At 40.7% G+C, this 19,197-nt stretch carries 16 protein-coding genes and 1 other annotated feature; of the genes, 1 reads left to right on the plus strand and 15 read right to left on the minus strand.

Annotation, left to right across the window (positions count from 1 at the left end; translation table 11 throughout):
* Window positions 1–47 precede the first annotated feature (47 nt).
* The 14 genes from AB3Y88_RS01885 to rpsO all read right to left on the minus strand — a co-directional run bounded on the left by AB3Y88_RS01885 (window position 48) and on the right by rpsO (window position 17,422).
* Entirely contained in the window at window positions 48–1,574 is a 1,527-nt protein-coding gene (locus tag AB3Y88_RS01885) for a HAMP domain-containing histidine kinase (protein ID WP_228887749.1), read from the minus strand.
* Entirely contained in the window at window positions 1,571–2,257 is a 687-nt protein-coding gene (locus tag AB3Y88_RS01890; protein WP_054755990.1) for a response regulator transcription factor, read from the minus strand. Before AB3Y88_RS01890 ends, AB3Y88_RS01885 begins: the two co-directional genes overlap by 4 nt.
* A gap of 211 nt (window positions 2,258–2,468) precedes the next feature.
* A complete protein-coding gene (gndA, locus tag AB3Y88_RS01895; RefSeq protein ID WP_228887750.1) occupies window positions 2,469–3,890 on the minus strand; it encodes an NADP-dependent phosphogluconate dehydrogenase in 1,422 nt (473 codons plus the stop codon).
* Between the two features lie 131 nt (window positions 3,891–4,021).
* Window positions 4,022–4,858: an energy-coupling factor transporter transmembrane protein EcfT gene (locus tag AB3Y88_RS01900; RefSeq protein ID WP_228887751.1), complete on the minus strand. Its 837-nt coding sequence runs from the start codon at window positions 4,856–4,858 to the stop codon at window positions 4,022–4,024.
* On the minus strand, window positions 4,830–6,560 hold the full coding sequence (locus AB3Y88_RS01905; protein ID WP_228887752.1) for an ABC transporter ATP-binding protein: 1,731 nt from the start codon (window positions 6,558–6,560) through the stop codon (window positions 4,830–4,832). Before AB3Y88_RS01905 ends, AB3Y88_RS01900 begins: the two co-directional genes overlap by 29 nt.
* Before the next feature lie 9 nt (window positions 6,561–6,569).
* Window positions 6,570–7,130 carry an ECF-type riboflavin transporter substrate-binding protein gene (locus AB3Y88_RS01910; protein WP_054755988.1) on the minus strand — a complete coding sequence of 187 codons (561 nt, stop codon included), beginning with the start codon at window positions 7,128–7,130 and terminating at the stop codon, window positions 6,570–6,572.
* A 70-nt stretch (window positions 7,131–7,200) separates the two neighbouring features.
* Window positions 7,201–7,442: a binding site (T-box leader), on the minus strand.
* Between the two features lie 387 nt (window positions 7,443–7,829).
* Window positions 7,830–9,080 carry an ATP-dependent Clp protease ATP-binding subunit ClpX gene (clpX, locus tag AB3Y88_RS01915; RefSeq protein WP_056960052.1) on the minus strand — a complete coding sequence of 417 codons (1,251 nt, stop codon included), beginning with the start codon at window positions 9,078–9,080 and terminating at the stop codon, window positions 7,830–7,832.
* 169 nt (window positions 9,081–9,249) lie between these two features.
* Window positions 9,250–10,563 (minus strand): trigger factor, encoded by a 1,314-nt coding sequence (gene tig, locus AB3Y88_RS01920; RefSeq protein WP_056960050.1) that lies wholly within the window; start codon window positions 10,561–10,563, stop codon window positions 9,250–9,252.
* 315 nt (window positions 10,564–10,878) lie between these two features.
* Complete coding sequence (gene tuf / locus AB3Y88_RS01925; protein WP_054755984.1) at window positions 10,879–12,066, minus strand: elongation factor Tu; 1,188 nt, start codon at window positions 12,064–12,066, stop codon at window positions 10,879–10,881.
* Window positions 12,067–12,286: 220 nt separating this feature from the next.
* On the minus strand, window positions 12,287–13,183 hold the full coding sequence (locus AB3Y88_RS01930) for a hypothetical protein (protein WP_228887754.1): 897 nt from the start codon (window positions 13,181–13,183) through the stop codon (window positions 12,287–12,289).
* Window positions 13,184–13,280: 97 nt separating this feature from the next.
* Complete coding sequence (locus AB3Y88_RS01935; protein WP_056960047.1) at window positions 13,281–14,984, minus strand: ribonuclease J; 1,704 nt, start codon at window positions 14,982–14,984, stop codon at window positions 13,281–13,283.
* A 17-nt stretch (window positions 14,985–15,001) separates the two neighbouring features.
* Window positions 15,002–15,874: a 4-hydroxy-tetrahydrodipicolinate synthase gene (dapA, locus tag AB3Y88_RS01940; protein ID WP_056960044.1), complete on the minus strand. Its 873-nt coding sequence runs from the start codon at window positions 15,872–15,874 to the stop codon at window positions 15,002–15,004.
* 14 nt (window positions 15,875–15,888) lie between these two features.
* The gene (locus AB3Y88_RS01945) at window positions 15,889–16,938 is read right to left on the minus strand and encodes an aspartate-semialdehyde dehydrogenase (RefSeq protein ID WP_228887755.1); all 1,050 of its coding nucleotides are present in this window, start codon (window positions 16,936–16,938) and stop codon (window positions 15,889–15,891) included.
* Between the two features lie 214 nt (window positions 16,939–17,152).
* Window positions 17,153–17,422: a 30S ribosomal protein S15 gene (gene rpsO / locus AB3Y88_RS01950; protein WP_054755975.1), complete on the minus strand. Its 270-nt coding sequence runs from the start codon at window positions 17,420–17,422 to the stop codon at window positions 17,153–17,155.
* Window positions 17,423–17,707: 285 nt separating this feature from the next.
* On the opposite strand from rpsO, the gene rpsT reads away from it, so the two are divergent.
* A complete protein-coding gene (rpsT, locus tag AB3Y88_RS01955) occupies window positions 17,708–17,962 on the plus strand; it encodes a 30S ribosomal protein S20 (RefSeq protein ID WP_054755973.1) in 255 nt (84 codons plus the stop codon).
* Between the two features lie 193 nt (window positions 17,963–18,155).
* On the opposite strand, the gene holA is transcribed toward rpsT, so the two are convergent.
* Complete coding sequence (gene holA / locus AB3Y88_RS01960) at window positions 18,156–19,190, minus strand: DNA polymerase III subunit delta (protein ID WP_056960042.1); 1,035 nt, start codon at window positions 19,188–19,190, stop codon at window positions 18,156–18,158.
* Between the last annotated feature and the right edge of the window lie 7 nt (window positions 19,191–19,197).

The raw sequence follows: 19,197 nt of genomic DNA on the forward strand, positions 1-19,197 counted from the left end.
AATTACTCTAAAACCTATTTAACTGATTGGATTTCAGTATCGTTGAGCTAATCCGCATTCTTTTGTTCCTTAATTATTAACGGTAATGAAATCCGGAAAACTGATCCTTGTCCTAAGACACTCTCGACCGTTAATTGTCCATGATAGCCCTCTATTAAACGCTGTGCAATTGACAGTCCCAGGCCATTTCCACCAGCATCGCGACTACGCGCTTTATCAACACGGTAGAAGCGGTTAAAGACGCGTGCAATATCTTGCTGTGCAATCCCTTCACCAAAATCCTGGACAGCAAGGTCGACGTAGCGTTCATTTTTCGATACAGATAAATGAACCTCTTTGCGTTTTTGCGAATACTTAACCGCATTATCCATTAAAATAATCAACACCTGTTCAAGGTGATTACGATAGATCTTAACAGGTGTTTCATCCTTCAGATCATCATCAATCAAGAAAACAAAATCTGGATGAATCATTTTAAAATTATTGAAAACTTGCAGTGCAACTTCACGTGCATCAGTAACTTCTTTTCCAAAATGAATTTCAACCTGCTCGGCGCGAGAAAGATCCAACATTTCCTGTACTAGACTTTTCATGCGCGTAATTTCTTGCAATGAAGCTGAAATTGACTCTGCCAAAACCTGCGGGTCATCTTTGCCCCAGCGATTCAAAAGATCTAAGTGTCCTTGAATAATCGCAACTGGCGTCCTCAGTTCGTGTGAGACGTCTTCGACGAACTGCTGTTGCTGCTCAATGTAACGTTGCATGCGATCAAGCATGTCATTAAAAAGCCTGCTCAAGTCTGTCAATTCATCTTGATGTTTCATCTCAGGAACACGAATATCAGCGATCGGATCGCCTTCTTCTGCCTCATTGATCTTATTAATTGTAGCATTGATCACATCAATTGGACGTAAAAGCCACGACGCCAGTACATACCCTAGAATTGCACTGGCAAAGGCCGCTGTAATCCCAAAGACAATGAAGATTAACACCAATTTGTGCCGCGTATTGTCATAATCGAGCAGTCTGTTGGTGACCTGAACATAACCAATTGTTTTACGCGTTCCTTTTGAAATGACAGGGCGGCGTTCAACATAGACGTTCGTTCCACCGGTCGTAACAACTTTGCCAGTATCTGTTTCTTTAATATTAAAATTAACTGGCAGCTTTCGTGAAGAAAAGACCTTTTGCCCATTCAAATTATATGCCCCAACCCCGATGTTCTTACGGGAAAAAGCTACAAAAACAGAATTTGAATACAAACGGGTTGGTTCTTCTCTTTCCTGTTCAGTTTCTTCAATACTTGAGCTTAGTTCTCTTCTTGTATTGCTTTCGTTAAGCTCATTTTCAAGCGTTGCAAGATGATTAGCAGCTACTGACAGTGCATCAGAGGCATATTGCTTCTCCTGTCTTAAAATCAAGCTCGAAAAGCTTTGAAACAAGAGCGTGGCAAAGACCGCAAAAATTGCCAAGACGCCAATTGCAGTTCCCAACGACCACTTCAATTTGAGCGAAAACCGCCGTTCTTTTCTTTTTTCTTTTAAAGCAGCAACGATGTCTTTACTTTTTTTCACGAACGCATCACATACCCTGTTCCACGCACAGTCTGAATGTAACTTTCTTCATTAGGTCGATCAATTTTATTACGCAGATAACGAATATAAACATCAACCACATTGGTCTCAATTTGAGATTCGTAACCCCAAACTTTTTTCAATAAAACGTCGCGTGCTAAAACAACATTAACATTTTCCATCAATGTCAAAAGGAGTTCATACTCTCTTTTGGTAAGTTCAATCACTTCATCACCACGGCGAACAACCCGATTTTCTTTTTCAATCGTAAGATCGCGGTAAGTGACCTTAGTCTGTTTAGAAACATTTTGTTCACTTTCGATGTCAATGCGCCGTAAAAGTGCACGCAGACGTGCTAGTAACTCCTCAATAGCAAACGGCTTGACGATATAGTCATCTGCGCCATGATCCAAGCCAGAAACCCGGTCGATGACAGAGTCACGCGCAGTCATCATGATAATCGGTGTATTTTTAGCCTGACGCACACGCCGGCAAACTTCCAATCCATTTAACACAGGTAACATGAGATCCAAGAGAATCGCATCCCAATCTTTTTCTAATGCAGCTTCCAGTCCAGTCCGCCCGTTATAATGGACTTCTGTTTCGTACCCTTCATGCTGTAATTCAAGCTCAACAAACCGAGCTAGGTTTTTTTCGTCCTCAATTATTAATATCCGACTCATATCTACACCCCTATAAAAAATTGTTTTATTCCGTAAGATTGTTTCGCTTATGCTGAAAATAAAATTAAATTCACTTAAGACTAATCTAACATAAAAAATGAAATTAGTCGTTCTTATGAACACTCTTAATGCGTTTATGACCCAAAAAAAACAATGAATCGGTCTTCAGATTCATTGTTGATCGAACTGACTGCTCTATTTTAAATAAAGATTACTCTTCGTGATACCATTCATAGTGGAAAATTCCAGCCTTATCTGTCCGCTCGTACGTATGCGCGCCAAAGTAATCACGCTGTGCTTGAATAATATTAGCTGGTAAAACAGCAGCACGATACTGGTCAAAGTAGGTAATTGCAGCAGTGAATCCTGGCGCGGGTACGCCTGCTTTGATCGCTAGGGCAGCCACTTCACGAACAGCAGCTTGATACTTATCAGTAACTCCCTTGAAATAAGGATCGAGCATCAAGTTTTTCAACTCAGGTGCTTTTTCAAAAGCATCTGTGATCTTCTGCAGAAATTGTGCCCGAATAATACAGCCGGCACGCCAAATCATTGCCAACTCATCATACTTAAGTTTCCAGTCATAGTGCTCGGAAGCAACTCTCATCTGTTCAAATCCTTGAGCATAACTCATGATTTTACTAAAGTAGAGCGCTTGGCGAATTTTTTCAACTAATTCCTTTTTATCAGCATCTGCCACCTTAAAAGCTGGTCCTTGCAGCGTCTGACTTGCAGTCATGCGTTCATCTTTTAGCGCTGAAATATAACGCGCATAAACTGACTCAGTAATTAAGGATTGCGGAACACCCAGCTCTAAAGCACTCTGTGAACTCCACTTACCGGTTCCTTTATTCCCAGCACGGTCCAAAATAACATCGACAATTGGTTTTCCAGTTCCCTGATCATCTTTGCGTGTCAGAATTTCAGCAGTAATTAACATCAAATAGCTGTCAAGTTCTCCTTGATTCCATTCTTTGAAAATTGCAGCAATTTCATTCACATCAAGCCCTAATACGTTGCGCAACAAGTTGTAACTTTCAGAAATTAATTCCATGTCGCCATATTCAATCCCGTTATGAACCATTTTGACATAGTGTCCGGCACCATTTGGCCCGATGTAGGTTACACAAGGTGTTCCGTCTTCAGCTTTAGCAGCAATCTTATTTAAAATTGGTTCAACTAAATCATAGGCACTCTTTTGACCACCAGGCATCAGTGAAGGGCCCTCTAAAGCACCCTTTTCACCACCTGAAACGCCCATCCCGATAAAGTTAATTCCAGACTCATCGAGTTCATTATTCCGACGAACAGTCTCTTCAAAGAAGGTATTCCCACCATCAATTAAGACATCGCCCTTATCAAGATGTGGCAGCAACTGTTTAATCATTCCGTCAGTAGGTGCTCCTGCCTTGATCATCAAAATAATCCGGCGCGGTGTTTCAAGTGATGCGACGAAATCTGCAATTGAGTAACTCGGAACCAGATGCTTTTCGGGATGATCTGCAACCACCTTCTCAGTCTTTGCCCCTGTTCTATTATATAAAGCAACAGTGTAACCACGGCTTTCAATGTTGAGCGCAAGGTTCTTGCCCATCACTGCCATGCCGATCACACCAATTTGTGGCTTGTCCATGACCAAACCTCCTACTATTATTCTTTTACTACCTCATGTTACCAAAATACCGCTTAAAGATAAAGAAGTATCTTAATTTAACAAGCATCTCAGACAATTAAAAGTGGACTTTCCCTGCTAAATAAATTCAGCTATTTGAAAGGATTCCAGAAACGCCCACCGTTTATTTTAAACAACACAACTCCCCAAATCACAATCACAACAATCGTTGCAAGTGCCAAAAAATCGCGTAGCGCAAAGGGTTGTGCCAGATACCAAGTCCGTTTTTTGTTGTGTCCGAAACGCCGTAGCTCCATTGCCTGGCTAACAACTTCGATTCGATCTAAACTCGTGAAGATTAAAGGTAAGATAATTTGGGCGCTTCCGATGATTCGTGTCCGCAACTTAGCTTTTTTAGAAATTTCATAACCACGAGCTTGCTGTGCAAGACTAATCGTCCGATAATCACGTTGCACGCTTGGAATATAACGTAAAGCAATTTCAACAGCATAACTCGTGCGGTAAGGAATCCCAATTCTATTGAGGCTCGCAGCAAATTCACTTGGATTTGTAGTCAGCAAAAAGATCAGCGCAAGTGGAACTGCAAAAGTATATTTTAAAAACAGGTTGAATATGTAAAAAACTTCTTCCCATGAAAGATTAAAATAATGTTGCGGGCTCCCCCAAAGCATGTGCTGCGTCCCGTAGATCGTCATCCCGTAGCCTGGAGCAAAAACGTAAACCATGATCAAATTAAGGGCGGCAAAAGCCATAATGACTTTAAGAACTAAAGCAATTTCCTGATAGCTAATCTTTGAAAAATAAAATAAGATTCCCGAAAAAAGAAAGATCCCCGCTAAAAACCTTGTGTCATAAGTAATCATTCCGATGAGCGAAAGTGCGACAAACCCAATTAATTTAGTACTGCCATTCAAGCGGTGTAAAAAAGTTTTGCGGGGGCTATATCCGATTAGAAATTGACTGTTCATCAGCGCGCTCCTTTCTTTCAGCTTGGATAAATTTGGCAACAAATTCTGTAGCGCTAGGTAGCCTGAAACGGTCCGCTAATTCAAAAAGACTGGTTTTAGCAAGCGCAGCCCGCTGGATAACTTCTTCGTCTGTGAGAATCTGTGCTGGAGCCGCGTCTTTTATGACTCGACCTCCAGCAAGCACAATCGTTCTTTCCGTATACTCCAGCATCAAGTGACAATCATGCGTAATTAATATGATGGTCAATTGCTGTTTGCGATTCAAATTTTCCAAAAAAGTCATAATTTCAGTGTAATGCTGCAAGTCCTGGCCCGCAGTTGGTTCATCCAAAATCAGCATTTGAGGTTCCAATACCAAAACCGCTGCAATCGTTACCCGTTTTTTTTGCCCAAAACTCAATGCAGAAATTGGCCAGTGTCGCATTTCATACAGACCACAAACTTTCAAAACAGCATTGGTCTTGTCTTCAATTTCTGCAGTTATGCCCCGTAAACGCAGCCCAGAGGCAACCTCATCAAACACAGTCGTCTTGGAAATCATTTGGTTCGGATTTTGCAAAATATACCCAATCTGCTCAGCACGTTCCTTTACGGAAAGAGCCTCAAGCTCCTTTCCTGAAAATGTTAAGGTTCCTTGTTGTGGCGTTAAAAAGCCTGTAATCAAGTTGCTCAATGTCGACTTTCCTGTACCATTGCGGCCGACTAAGCTCACCATTTCCCCTTTGTGAATCGTCAAAGACAAGTTATTGATCACAGGCTTTTCTTTAGCATAACTAAATGTCAGATTCTTAATTTTGAGCAGCTCTTCTTTTTTAGGAACAGGTTGTTTTAGCTGTGTACCAGTCATCCACTGCTCCAGCTTTTCTTTTGCTTGAGGTGCTGTAATGTGTTTAACATCAGCAATCTCCGTACATGCCTGTAAAGAAACTCCGCTTTTTTTCAAGGCATTCAAATAAAGTGGCTCGCGCAAACCGAGTTGTTGCAAAAGTGATGCCCGCAAGATCTCTTCTGGTTGATCGTTAGCCACAATTTGACCATCCTGCAGTACAACTAACCGATCAATTTTTCCGCGTAAAACCTCTTCAATGCGATGTTCAATTAAAATCACAGTTAATTCCTCAGAGGTTGTCAGTTGATCAATCAATTGAATAGAAGCTGCACCCGAGGCAGGATCCAAACTTGCAAGTGGTTCATCAAACAGCAGAATTTTACTCTCATCAATTAAAACGCCTGCCATTGCAACTCTTTGTTTTTGACCACCTGAAATTTCTTGTGGTGCATGTTGTAAAAGCGGCTTTAACTGCAAACGCGCCGCCCATTTCTGGGTTGCCTGTCGCATTTTTGCCTGGGACCAACAGTCATTTTCAAGCGAAAATGCTAAATCCTCTACAACAGTTAACCCCACAAACTGACTATCGGGATCCTGCAACACGGTCCCAACATCAAAAGACAAGTCAAAAATCGAACTTTCAGTGATCGGTTTCCCGTTGACAGTACAGGAACCCGAAAATTTACCAGGATAAGCTTGCGGAATGAGACCATTCAAACAGCGCCCAAGCGTTGATTTGCCTGAACCTGAGGCACCTGCCACCAAAACTTTCTCGCCTGGATAGATATCCAAATTGATATGTTTCAAGGTTGCTTCTGCTTGAGCTTCATATTGAAATGAAAAATCTTTAAAACTAATAATTGGTTTTATCATCTTTAAATACTATCTTTCCTTTTTAAGACTGCCCTTTTTAGTTCTCGTCCGTGAATACAGCACCAAGAGAATAGTCCCAATTACTGCCACTGAGAGACTGTTAACAATCCACGTCGTTACTCCTTGAAAAAAGACCTTTTTAGCAGGTTCATGATAGACAAGAATATCGCCAGTTGGTGCTAGCAGGACCCAACCAATAAAGTTCACCACTACCTGATAAAGGTTAAACCAAATCAACTTGGCAGTTGACAATGCTCCTGCTTGAATTTTTAGCCTATTCTTAGTTGCACCAAAAGCAACTCCAATCAATGCATCCGTTATGACCCAAGTCCACCACGGTGAACCATAGGTTACGAAATCGTTTAGTGTATGCCCAATCAAAATTGCCAATCCTGCTGCTACTGGACCATAAATTGCTCCCAGCAAAGGTAAGAAACCCTCGGCGACGTTAATTTGTGTATTTGGAATCCCTGTCGGAATGGCGACAAACTTCATCAGGACAAAAATAATGGCTGCTCCAATCCCTGTAGCTACAACTGTTTGAATCGAATCATTCTGTTTATGTGACATAAAACTTCACTCCTTTTTAGTTTTTAACTTTGACTTACATCCCTGAGAAAACAAAAAAGCATCCTTTTGCTGAAAGGACGCTTTTAGCGTGGTACCACCATTCTTCAAACCAAAACTGGTTTCTTGTTAAATACAATCTGTATTTTTCAAAGATAACGGTTAATAACCGGCTGCAGCTTACTCTTTTATCTTTTAGAGCTCGCCACGACAACTTCTCAGAAACCATCTTCATCTTCCTCTACCATCGTTTCTCAGCTGCCACGACTCTCTGCAGGTATGACGGAAAACTACTCATTTCTTCACAGTTCTATAAGTAAAAGCTAACTTTAGCTTAGTTTACAATACTCTTTTACAAAAAGCAATTTTCAATTTAGTTTGCCGAAACAATACATAAAGTTAAATTTTACTCAGGTTCCGTACTGTTTCAGATATACATAATTAAAATATGTAAAAAAAGGGGCTGTGCCAAAATTTAACTTTTGGCACAGCCCCGCTTTTATTCGGATAAACGTGTGCCATAAGTCAAAATTCTCCGTCTAACTTCGAATTACTCATAGCAAAGTACTCGCTATGTTCGTAATTTCGCGTTAGCACTCAAATTTTCCCGACTTATGTCACACTCTCCGCTTTAGCGACTTTAAACTATCTTAAATAAATTCAGCTTAGTCAAAATCACTTTGAATGAGCAGTGATCAAGGCTTATGAAGCACGCTTGTCGGACAAGACAATCTTAGGCATCTGATGCCCATCGATACTCCCCTTGTTAATCACAACTTCCTTAACATCATCACGACTTGGAATTTCGTACATGACATCACGCATTGTATTCTCAACAATTGAACGTAATCCACGTGCACCTGTGTTACGTTCAATTGCAAGGCGCGCAATCTCACGCAAAGCAGCCGGTTCAAACTTCAGCTTAACCTCGTCAAGCTGCAGCAATTTGTCATACTGCTTAACCAAAGCATTTTTAGGTTCCGTTAAGATGCGAACAAGATCGCTTTCTGTAAGCTTTTCCAGGGCTGTCAAAATTGGTAAGCGTCCAATAAATTCTGGAATCAATCCAAATTTGAGCAAGTCTTCAGGAATAATCTGCTGCATTAAACTCTTGTGTTCATCCAATTGCTGTTTCGAATCGACTCCAAAACCAATTGTTTTATCGCCCAAACGACTCTTTACAATTGCTTCAATTCCATCAAATGCCCCACCGACGATAAAGAGAATATTGCTCGTATCGATCTGAATGAATTCCTGCTGTGGATGCTTACGCCCACCCTGCGGCGGAACGTTTGCGACAGTTCCTTCCAGAATTTTCAAAAGGGCTTGTTGAACCCCTTCACCGGAAACATCACGGGTAATTGAAACATTTTCGCTCTTTTTGGCAATCTTATCAATTTCATCAATATAAATAATCCCACGTTCGGCTCTTTCAACATCAAAATCTGCATTTTGCAACAGCTTTAGTAAAATATTTTCGACATCTTCGCCAACATACCCCGCTTCAGTCAAAGTAGTCGCATCTGCAATTGCAAATGGAACTTGTAAGATTTTTGCTAAACTTTGAGCTAAGAAAGTCTTTCCTGAACCAGTTGGACCCACTAGACAGATATTACTTTTCTGTAATTCCGTCTCGCTTTCGTCATCCTTATCCAAAGTAGCGTTAACCCGTTTATAGTGATTGTAGACAGCCACTGCAAGCGTCTTTTTGGCCTGTTCTTGCCCGATTACATATTGATTTAAGACCTGTACAATCTCACGCGGCTTAGGAACATCTGTGAGTTCCTCAGCAGCTTTATCTCTAAACTCTTCATCAATAATTTCTTTGCATAAATCAATACATTCATTACAGATGTACACACCTGGGCCGGCAACGATTTTTTTAACCTGATCTTGAGATTTTCCACAAAACGAACACATCACAGGACCATTCTTATCTGTATTTTCGAACATGTTTGACCCCCTAAAACTCATTTACTTTATTAAATTCTACCAGACAAAATCCAGAAACGCTAATACTTGGTTTGCGGTCAACACCTTGAAAAATTTTAATAGTGAAAAAACAATCACGTTGGGCAGGAAGCCTAACGTGATCATTACTCAGATAAAAGTCTTTGTACGCTTACTTATCTTTTGGGGTTTCTTTTTTTTCACGCGTTTGCTTAGCAGAGTCAGCAATCTCATCGACTACCTTACGGATTGCAATATCATGCTGCAGCATTTTATCGCTCAAAGCATTCCGGACTGCTTTTTCTTCCATCCCGTATTGCTTAGCCAAGCCCTTGATCTCTTGCTCAATTTCGTCTGCACTAACTTCAACATTTTCTTGCGCTACAATTGCTTCAAGCACTAAGTTTGTCTTAACCCGTTTCTCAGCATCTGCAGCAAATTGTTTGCGTAAGTCTTCTTTAGAAGTTCCTGTCAGTTTGAAATACATATCAGCATTAATACCCTGTTGTTGCATTCCAGCAAGATATTGATCCATCTGACGGTCGATATCTTCTGAAATCATTTCTTCAGGAATTGTGCCAATTTCGGCATTTTCAACAGCTTCATCTAATGCTTCATCTTGAATAGCTGCTTTTGCATCAGCAACTTTCTTTTCTTTTAATTCGTCCTTAATCTTTGCTTTCAGTTCTTCAAGACTATCAACGTCTTCGTCAACGTCCTTAGCAAAGTCATCGTCAATTTCAGGAAGCTGCTTTTCTTTAACTTCATGAATCTTAACCTCAAAGACGGCTTCTTTACCTTGAAGATCTTTAGCTTGGTAATCATCAGGGAAAGTTACTTTAACGGCAACTTCTTCGTCTGCTTTATGACCGATCAATTGATCTTCAAATCCAGGGATAAAGGAGTTTGAACCCAGTTCAAGTGAATGATTCTCACCTTTGCCACCATCGAACGGCTTGCCGTCAATCTTGCCTTCAAAGTCAATCACAACAGTATCGCCCTTTGCAGCTGGTTCAGCTTCTTTTAAGACAAGCTCAGCTTCTTGAGTGCGCAGTTCTTCCAATCTCTTCTCGATATCACTCACGAGTACACGAGTTGGATGTGGTGTAACTTCAAGACCTTTGTAGTCGCCTAATTTAACTTCAGGTTCAACTGAAACTACAGCAGTTAAAACCCAAGGCTTGTCTTTTTCAAGGCTTTCTACGTCAACTTGTGGCTGTCCAACAGGTTTGATCTTTGTCTCTTCAATCGCAGCTGTATAAGCATCCTGTAATAAGATATTTACAGCATCTTGATAAAGAGCTTCTTCACCGTACATTCTATTGAAAACCTGACGCGGCACCTTACCTTTACGGAATCCAGGTACATTAAGATCCTTTTTAACACGTTTGAAGGCTAAATCCAAGCCTTCCTTAACTTTATCAGGTGAAATTTCGAAAGTAAGCTTTCCTGTGTTTTCACCTTGTTTTTCCCATTTTGCAGACATTATTTTCCCTCCGCACAAAAAATTTGTACAACTTATTTACTAATTGCATACTAAATAAGTTTACCGTAGAAACACCAACTTGTAAATAATTCTCTCTAAAAAAAGAACATCCAACAGCTTTTTACCGGAAGAAGTTGCAATTTCTGGGAAATCTTCTCACTGAAAATTTTTTTAGGAGGATCTTCAGGCACACGTTTCCCATAAATTACGCATAAAGTCTACAAATTATTGAAAAACAAAATCTCGAACATTTCGCTTCAAAAAAAGAACTGTAGTAACAAAAAAAGCTCGGAATAATCCGAGCTTTTAAAGATATTAGTCGTCAATTTCTGAAACGACACCAGCACCAACAGTACGTCCACCTTCACGAACAGTGAATTTAAGACCTTTTTCGATAGCAACTGGAGCGATCAGTTCAACTGTAAATGTAACGTTATCGCCAGGCATAACCATTTCAACGCCTTCTGGCAATTCGATAACACCAGTAACGTCAGTTGTATGGAAATAGAACTGAGGACGGTAGTTTGAGAAGAATGGAGTATGACGTCCACCTTCTTCTTTAGTCAAGATATAAACTTCACCCTTGAACTTCTTGTGTGTCTGGATTGAACCAGGTGCAGCAAGAACTTGTCCACGTTCAACTTGTTCACGGTTAACACCACGAAGCAAAGCACCAACGTTATCGCCGGCTTCACCAAGATCAAGTGTCTTACGGAACATTTCCAAACCTGTAACAGTTGTCTTCAGAACTTCTTCACGTAAACCAACGATTTCAATTTCATCGCCGACTTTAACTGTTCCACGGTCAATACGACCAGAAGCAACAGTACCACGACCAGTGATTGTGAAGACATCTTCAACAGGCATCAAGAATGGCTTGTCTGTTGGGCGTTCTGGAGTTGGAATGTATTCATCAACTGTATCCATCAATTTCTGGATCTGTTCTTCAGCATCTTTGTCGCCTTCAAGAGCTTTAAGAGCTGAACCACGGATAACAGGAATATCGTCACCAGGGAAGTCATATTCGCTTAATAATTCACGAACTTCCATCTCAACTAAGTCTAACAATTCTTCATCATCAACTAAGTCGCACTTGTTCAAGAAAACAACGATATATTGAACACCAACCTGGCGCGCAAGCAAAATGTGTTCACGTGTTTGTGGCATCGGACCATCAGTTGCAGCAACAACGAGGATAGCACCGTCCATCTGAGCAGCACCAGTGATCATGTTTTTAACGTAATCAGCATGTCCTGGAGCGTCAATATGTGCATAGTGACGCTTTTCTGTTTCATATTCAACGTGAGCAGTATTGATAGTAATACCACGTTCACGTTCTTCTGGAGCAGCATCGATTGAAGCGTAATCCTCAGCCTTTGCCAATCCCTTTGCAGCCAATACTTTTGTAATTGCAGCTGTCAAAGTTGTTTTCCCATGGTCAACGTGTCCAATTGTACCGATGTTTACATGGGGTTTTGTTCTTTCGTAATGTTCTTTTGCCATTAATACGAACCTCCTGTAATTTTGCAAGAAAAATCCGCAACAAAACAATTGCCGATAATCCTTTAAGATTTATTATACTACTTCCCAACAGAAATACCAAGATAATTAGCACCCTTGGAAAGAAGAATCCTTATGCTATTATAAAGAGCTGTCTGTCATTTGTAAACACTTAAATCTCAAAAACCTTATGAGCTGCTACTAACCTGTAACCTGGCTAATTTCAAATATTCCAAGCCGTAAGACTGCTTTCAAGTCGATTGGCCCACAACTTTTCGGCAGCCGTCAAATGTTCTTTTTCATACAGCAAAATTCGCTGCCAGCTCTTTGAAAAAGAAACAAGCTGGGTTTCAAACGGATAAAGCAAACTTAACTTTAAACGTACTTCTTCCCAACGTTTCTGTCCCAAACCATCCTGATTACATTCCAACAAGCTGGTTTCAAAAGCCTGGTAAAGTTTTGAGGACGCAAAAAGATGCAACTTATTCGGCTGGATTTTGTATAACTTATGATCAAGAAATGAAAGTTCATACTCATCTGCGACTTTCAAAGTCCGCAAGTCGTCCAAGACATTTACCTTGATCAGTTGATGCACGTTCGGATCCTTTAATAAAAAACCAACCGTGATCAAATAATCAGCTAAAGGAAGCGCATGACTTTTGCGCCAAACGGTGCGCTGATTAAAGATATCAAACGAACCGCAGTACACAACTTCTTTTTTTAATTTGTGATACAACACGGGTTGCTGCTTCACAAATTCTGCTTCCTGGCGTGCAAGTAATGTAAAAAAGTGTTTGTTCTCAGTGGCGCTCATATAGGGGGCAACAGCCGTACAAATTTTGCGAATTTCAATAAATTTCTGCGCCTGCGCACCTGCAAACAGCAACTTTTCAAAGCGTTCATTATCACTAATATATTCACGTAAATATTCCTGCGCTAATGTGAACGCTGCTGCAAATTTTTTTTGCCCGCACATTGCTAAAAAGAGAAGATAATTAGTGCGGAAATTAGTTTTAAATGCATAACAACTTTCAAGTGCGGCCGCTGCACGTCCAAATTCCTTAGCGGTCAAGGCCAGCGTCCCAGTTGAAAAAAGCTGTTGATACTCTAATTTTTCCACATTCTCCCCCCTAAATAGAGTTACCCTAAAACTGCAGTGCATGAAGTCTTCGAGTTAAGCCAAAATTTGCAGGTCCAAAAAAGTGCTGTTCCCTCCACTACTCCTCGGTGCTCTTCTTTTTTCTGTTAAAGTGACGATGCTGATTGATCTCCATAATAACTGGTAAGATAACCGGATGCCGCTTAGTATGCTCATAAAGAAAATGGTTTAGCTGCTCGCGGACATCTTGTTTCAAGTGACCCCAGTCAAATTCTTTGTTATCCAAATTTTTTTGGACCGCTTCAGTCACAATAGTTGCACTTTCAGTAATCAGATCACGACTGGTTTTCACATAGACAAATCCTCTTGATGTAATCTGTGGTTGATTGACGATTTTTTTCTTACGCCGGTCAATCGTAACTACCGCAATAAAGACACCATCTTCTGAAAGAATCTTACGATCGCGCAGAACAATATTCCCAATATCACCCACACCGCTGCCATCAATTAAAGTGTCACCCACTTCAACAGATGAAGCTAACAATAATTTGTCATGGTCATACTCAATGATGTCGCCCTTAGAAACCATAAATATATGATCTTTGGGGATTCCAATCTCAAGAGCGCAACGTGCATTAGCAGATAACAGGCGATATTCTCCTTGAATTGGAATTACGTAATCAGGCTGTAGCAGGTTCATCATCAGCTGCAAGTCATTTCTGCTTGCATGTCCTGAAGAATTAAGTTCCTCAGAAATAGCTTTGACATCGGCACCCGCGCGATAGATCATATCACGAGTGCGGGCAACTTCTGTTTCCATCGCATGTGAAGGTGTAGTAGTGATAAAAACAAGGTCGCCTTCATGCAAGCTGATAGTCCGGTGCTTCTTAAGTGCCATCTTTTGTAATGCCTTTAACGGTTCACCAGAACGTCCTGTCTCAAGAATAACAACCTGATCATCTTCTAATGAATCAAGCTTTTCAGCCGCAACTAACAAGTCATCGACGGGTAAATGCAACTTATCAAGATTCAAAGCTGTATTGACAATTTCCTCAGCATCATGCCCGGTCAAAACCACTTTACGCCCATTTTTTGCAGCGGCATCAAAGACTTGTTGGACACGCATAATATTTGAAGCGACACAAGCCACAACAATTCGTCCGTTCCGATATTCAAAGTTATCATTAATAAATTCAAAAATTTCATGTTCGGCAACTGTTTCTGTCGGATTTTCAGCATTCGCGGAATCACTCAATAATGCAAGTACGCCATCTTTGCCAATTTCAGCTAAGCGAGCGAGATTTGTGCGATAACCATTTGTCGCAGTTTGATCAAACTTAAAATCACCAGTGTAGACAATGCTGCCCTTTTTGGTTTTAACAACTATGCCAACAGAGTCGGGAATCGAGTGTGTCGTCCGAAAGAATGAGACTGTCGCATTTTCAAAATCAATCTCAGTCTGTTCATTGATAACATGGAAATCTGCAAATTTTGCTGTCTGCGGATTATTTTTAATTCCAATTTTAGCAAGTGCAATCGTTAGCTCAGTCCCAAAGACAGGGACTTTGAATTCGCTAAGAAAATATGGCAACGCACCAATTGCATCTGCGTGCCCGTGTGTTAGGAAAACTCCTACAATTTTTTGTGCATTATCACGAAGATAAGAAAAATCAGGGATCACGGTATCAATCCCAAAAAGTCCATTTTCAGGGTACTTCAACCCACAATCTAAAATAAAAATCTCATCATTCGCTTCGACAGCATACATATTTTTAGCATTCTCACGCACGCCCCCTAAGGGAATGATCTTTATATTACTCATACTTTCACCTCTCTTTATTAAATACCTAGTTTTTTAATTACCTCAGCGCTTCTTCTTTCATCTAGATCAACAATTGGCAGTCTACAGCCACCTACTAAAAGATGACGATAATTCAAAGCTGCTTTAAGCGGACTAGGTGAAGGATAGGAAAAAAGAGCCGCCATTTTTGGAGTTAGACTCTGCATCAAACGTGCTGCCCCTTTAAAATCACCTTGATCAACTTTAGCATACATCGTGGTGATTTCGCTGCCGAACAAATGACTAGCAACCGAAATGACACCTTGCCCACCAATTGTCTTAGAGGCAAGTGCATCAGCATCTTCACCAGTATAAACAAGAAAATCAGCTGGAGTTTTTGCCACAATTTGGCTCAAGTTGACATTTCCAGTACAATCTTTAACTCCAATAATATTCGGGTGCTGAGCCAGCTTCGCAATAGTCTCAACTTGCATCGTAACCCCAGTTCTACCCGGAATATTGTAGATGAAGAGCGGAATTCGACTTGCATCTGCAACAGCAGTAAAATGAGCAAGCATCCCTCGCTGGTCCGGCTTATTATAGTAAGGAACCACAACTAACGCAGCATCCACACCTTTAATCTGTGCAACTTTATTCGTATATGCAATTGTTGCTGCCGTATTATTAGAACCTGTTCCCACAATGATTGGAACTCGCTTGGCAACAATTTTAACAGTTTGTGCAACTAGCTCCAGCTTTTCTGCTTCACTCAAAGTTGGACCTTCACCTGTCGTTCCCGTGACCAAAATTCCTTGCGTCCCGGTTGCAAGCAAATGTGCAATTAACTTTTCTAACCGCGTAAAACTAAGCTTTCCCTCGTCATCAAAAGGGGTCACCATCGCCGTGATAACTTCAGCATTCTCAAATGTCATTACTAACCCTCCATTTATTTAGGAACCCGCAATAAGTTAAGTGCATGCAAGCGTTCCGCAATTTGAACTGAATTCCAAGCCGCACCCTTTAACAAGTTATCAGCGACGCAATACAAATGAAATGCATCAGCTTGTTCTTGATCAGGACGGATTCTACCCACAAAAGTTGCTTTCTTGCCCGCAGCCTGAACTGCCTGAGGGAAAATCTGGTTTTCCGGATCATCCTCCAACACAACCCCAGGAGCTTTTTGCAAAATTGCGCGTAATTTCGCTGCTGTTGCTCCTTTTTGAGATACCTCAAACCACACAGATTCAGAATGAGCAACTGCGACAGGCACACGCACACAAGTTGCAGTCACTTGAATATTCTGATCTGCCATAATCTTTTTAGTTTCGTGGATCATCTTCCATTCTTCATGGGTATAACCGTCTTCTTCAAAAACGTCAATTTGTGCCAATGGATTAAAGGCAATTTGATAATGCTTCTGAGCACCCGCAACTGGAAGAACTTGTGGTTCGTAGTCCTGCCCATCAAGGACTGCTTGCGTTTCATCACGAAGTTCTTGAATAGCGCGATTCCCGGCCCCAGAAACCGCCTGCATCGTCGTCACAACGATCTTCTTCAACCCAAAAGCTTTCCTAATTGGTTCCAGAGCAACCACCATCTGAATCGTTGAGCAGTTAGGATTAGCAATCAAACCATGATGCTGCGCTAAAGCCGCTTCGTTAACCTCCGGAACAACCAACGGAACGGCAGGATCCATTCGGAATGCACTTGTGTTGTCGACAACCACAGCTCCGCGTTTAACAGCTTCTGGAGCAAACTTTTTTGACACACCTCCGCCAGCTGAAAACAGCGCCAACTCAATTCCCTTAAAGGAATCTGGAACAAGCTCTTCAACCACAGTATCTTGTCCTTTAAACTGCAACACTTTACCCGCTGAACGTTTTGAAGCCAATAATTTCACACTTGCAATTGGCAAGGTAGATTGCTCCAGCATCTGGATCATCCTTGTCCCAACCGCACCTGTTGCACCAACAACAGCCACATGATATCCGTTCATCTGAAAACCTTCTTCGCTTCTTATTGAAACATTATTATACCATATTTATTAATAGAATGATGGTCTCAGAAACTAATAAAAGATCTTATTCATCCTAAAAATGCTCGTTTTCTTTAGCGTATCCAATCTAAAAAAAGAGAAACCCGGCTTTCTTTACAGACATCCCGGATTTCTCTATATTTTCTGAGTATCATAAAATGCAAATACTGCAATCTTAACGACGTAAACCTAAACTCTTGATCAATTCACGGTAACGTTGAATGTCGTTTTCACGTAAATATGCCAACAAGTTACGACGATGTCCGATTTTCTTCATCAATCCACGTTGTGAAGCGAAATCCTTCTTATGTGTCCGAATATGCTCGTTCAACTCGTTGATATCTGCAGTTAAAACTGCGATTTGAACTTCTGCTGAACCAGTATCCCCTTCATGACGAGCATACTTATGCATAACTTCGTTTTTCTTTTCTTTTGAAATTGCCATGGTTATCCCACCTTTCTGATAATTAAACCGTTGTCCCGGAATTACGTCGGTGAGGAGCGCAGTTCTGAGTCCAAGGTTATGTGCTTTTAGCACTAAACTAGATTATACCGATGAAATCTTTATTTTGCAAGTTAAAAATGATTGTCTATTTTTATTACTAGTCAAGGAAATTTCCTTGACACATTTTAACTTTTTTATTGCATTGTCGTCTTCGCTCTTGTATAATAGCCTATGTTGAAAATTTTATGATACCGGCATGGATCATGTGTCATGGAGGTGAATTCTTTGCCAATTATTAAATCCGCAATCAAGCGTGTAACGACTAACGAAAAGGCTAACGTGCGTAATGCAGCAAAATTAAGTGCAACACGTAGTGCCGTTAAGAAATTTGAAAATGCTAAAACAGCAGGTGCTGATAATGTTGATGAACTTTACAAAGCAGCTGTTAAAGCAATCGACCAAGCTAAGTCAAAAGGTCTGATTAAAGCTAACAAAGCAGCTCGTGACAAGTCACGTTTAGCAGCTCGGCTAGCAAAATAAATAATTTTATAAAAGAGGGTTTGGGACAAAAGTCGCGAACTCTTTTTTTGTGTCTTGTATTCCACTCTCTTTTTTTGAGTAGGATCAAAAATTTAATTTTAACGGAATCTTTTCTTGTTCCAAATAAACGCGATTTTAAGTTTCCCCTAAATCACATGTAGTCCTTCTTTCCTGCCCCCACGGATCCATCAAATTAACCAGTTGTTTTTTCTCTAGTAAAATAACCTAGCATAAAAAGTTCAAAGAGTTGCTGCGGGTTTTGTTGCGTGGACTTCATTTTTTCTTCAAGCTGAATTAAACCTAAATAGGCATTCCGCAATTCAGCACGCCCAAAACGACGACATTTTTGCAACGCTAACTTAACACGGTAAGGATGCGTCTTCAAGACACTTGCGATATTGCCTTGCGCATATCCATTTTGTTGTAAAATTGAAACCTGTAATAATAGTCTAACCTGTCCCACTAGAATCGCATTTAACTTGAGCGGTTCTTCATGCTGTTCAAGTAAATTATGGTACATCACCACAGCCTGCTGCACTTTTTTATCTAGCACAAGTGCACTGAGATCAAAAATATTCTGTTCCAGTGTCTGTGCCACCATTCTTTCAACCATCACACCTGTAATTTTTTTAGTTGCTTGGGCCACTAGAAAAAGTTTAGGTAACTCATTCATGATTAAAGAAAGCTGATTTTCAGTCTTTTTTAGCAGTAATTCAAAAGCTTCTTTTTCAATTGTGTACCCAGCAGTGGTTACTTGCTGTTTCAAATACGCACGCGTGCTCCGTTCATTCAAAAAATCATTGTCAACCACCACTGCTTTTTTCAATAATCGCTTAGTAACCTTTTTGCGTTCATCCAACTTAGGATAAGGTGCCCAAAAAACAACGACTGAAGTTGGCTCAGGGTGATCTAAATATGAAAGCAAGGCCTCCGGATGTTGTTCAATTTTTCTCTTTTTATTTTCGCCTGTCAGAAAGTATGGCCGCTTGATCAATACTACTCTTCTTTCACCAAAAAAAGGGGCAGACAGTGCGTCTTCCAGAGCAGTTGTCAGCGGAGTGGTTTCCATGTCATACTCCCCCACATTCACAGTACGCTGTTCTTCTGGTACCAAAGCTACAAAACTTTGCAGAATTTTGCGTGCTGTATATTCCTCGCGTCCTAAAATTACGTAGATGGCTGCTGGTTTTTTTTGCTTAAGACTCTGGAATAACTCATTGACCTTCATTTACACT

Source organism: Liquorilactobacillus satsumensis (genome assembly GCF_964065465.1).
Taxonomy (GTDB): Bacteria; Bacillota; Bacilli; order Lactobacillales; family Lactobacillaceae; genus Liquorilactobacillus; species Liquorilactobacillus satsumensis.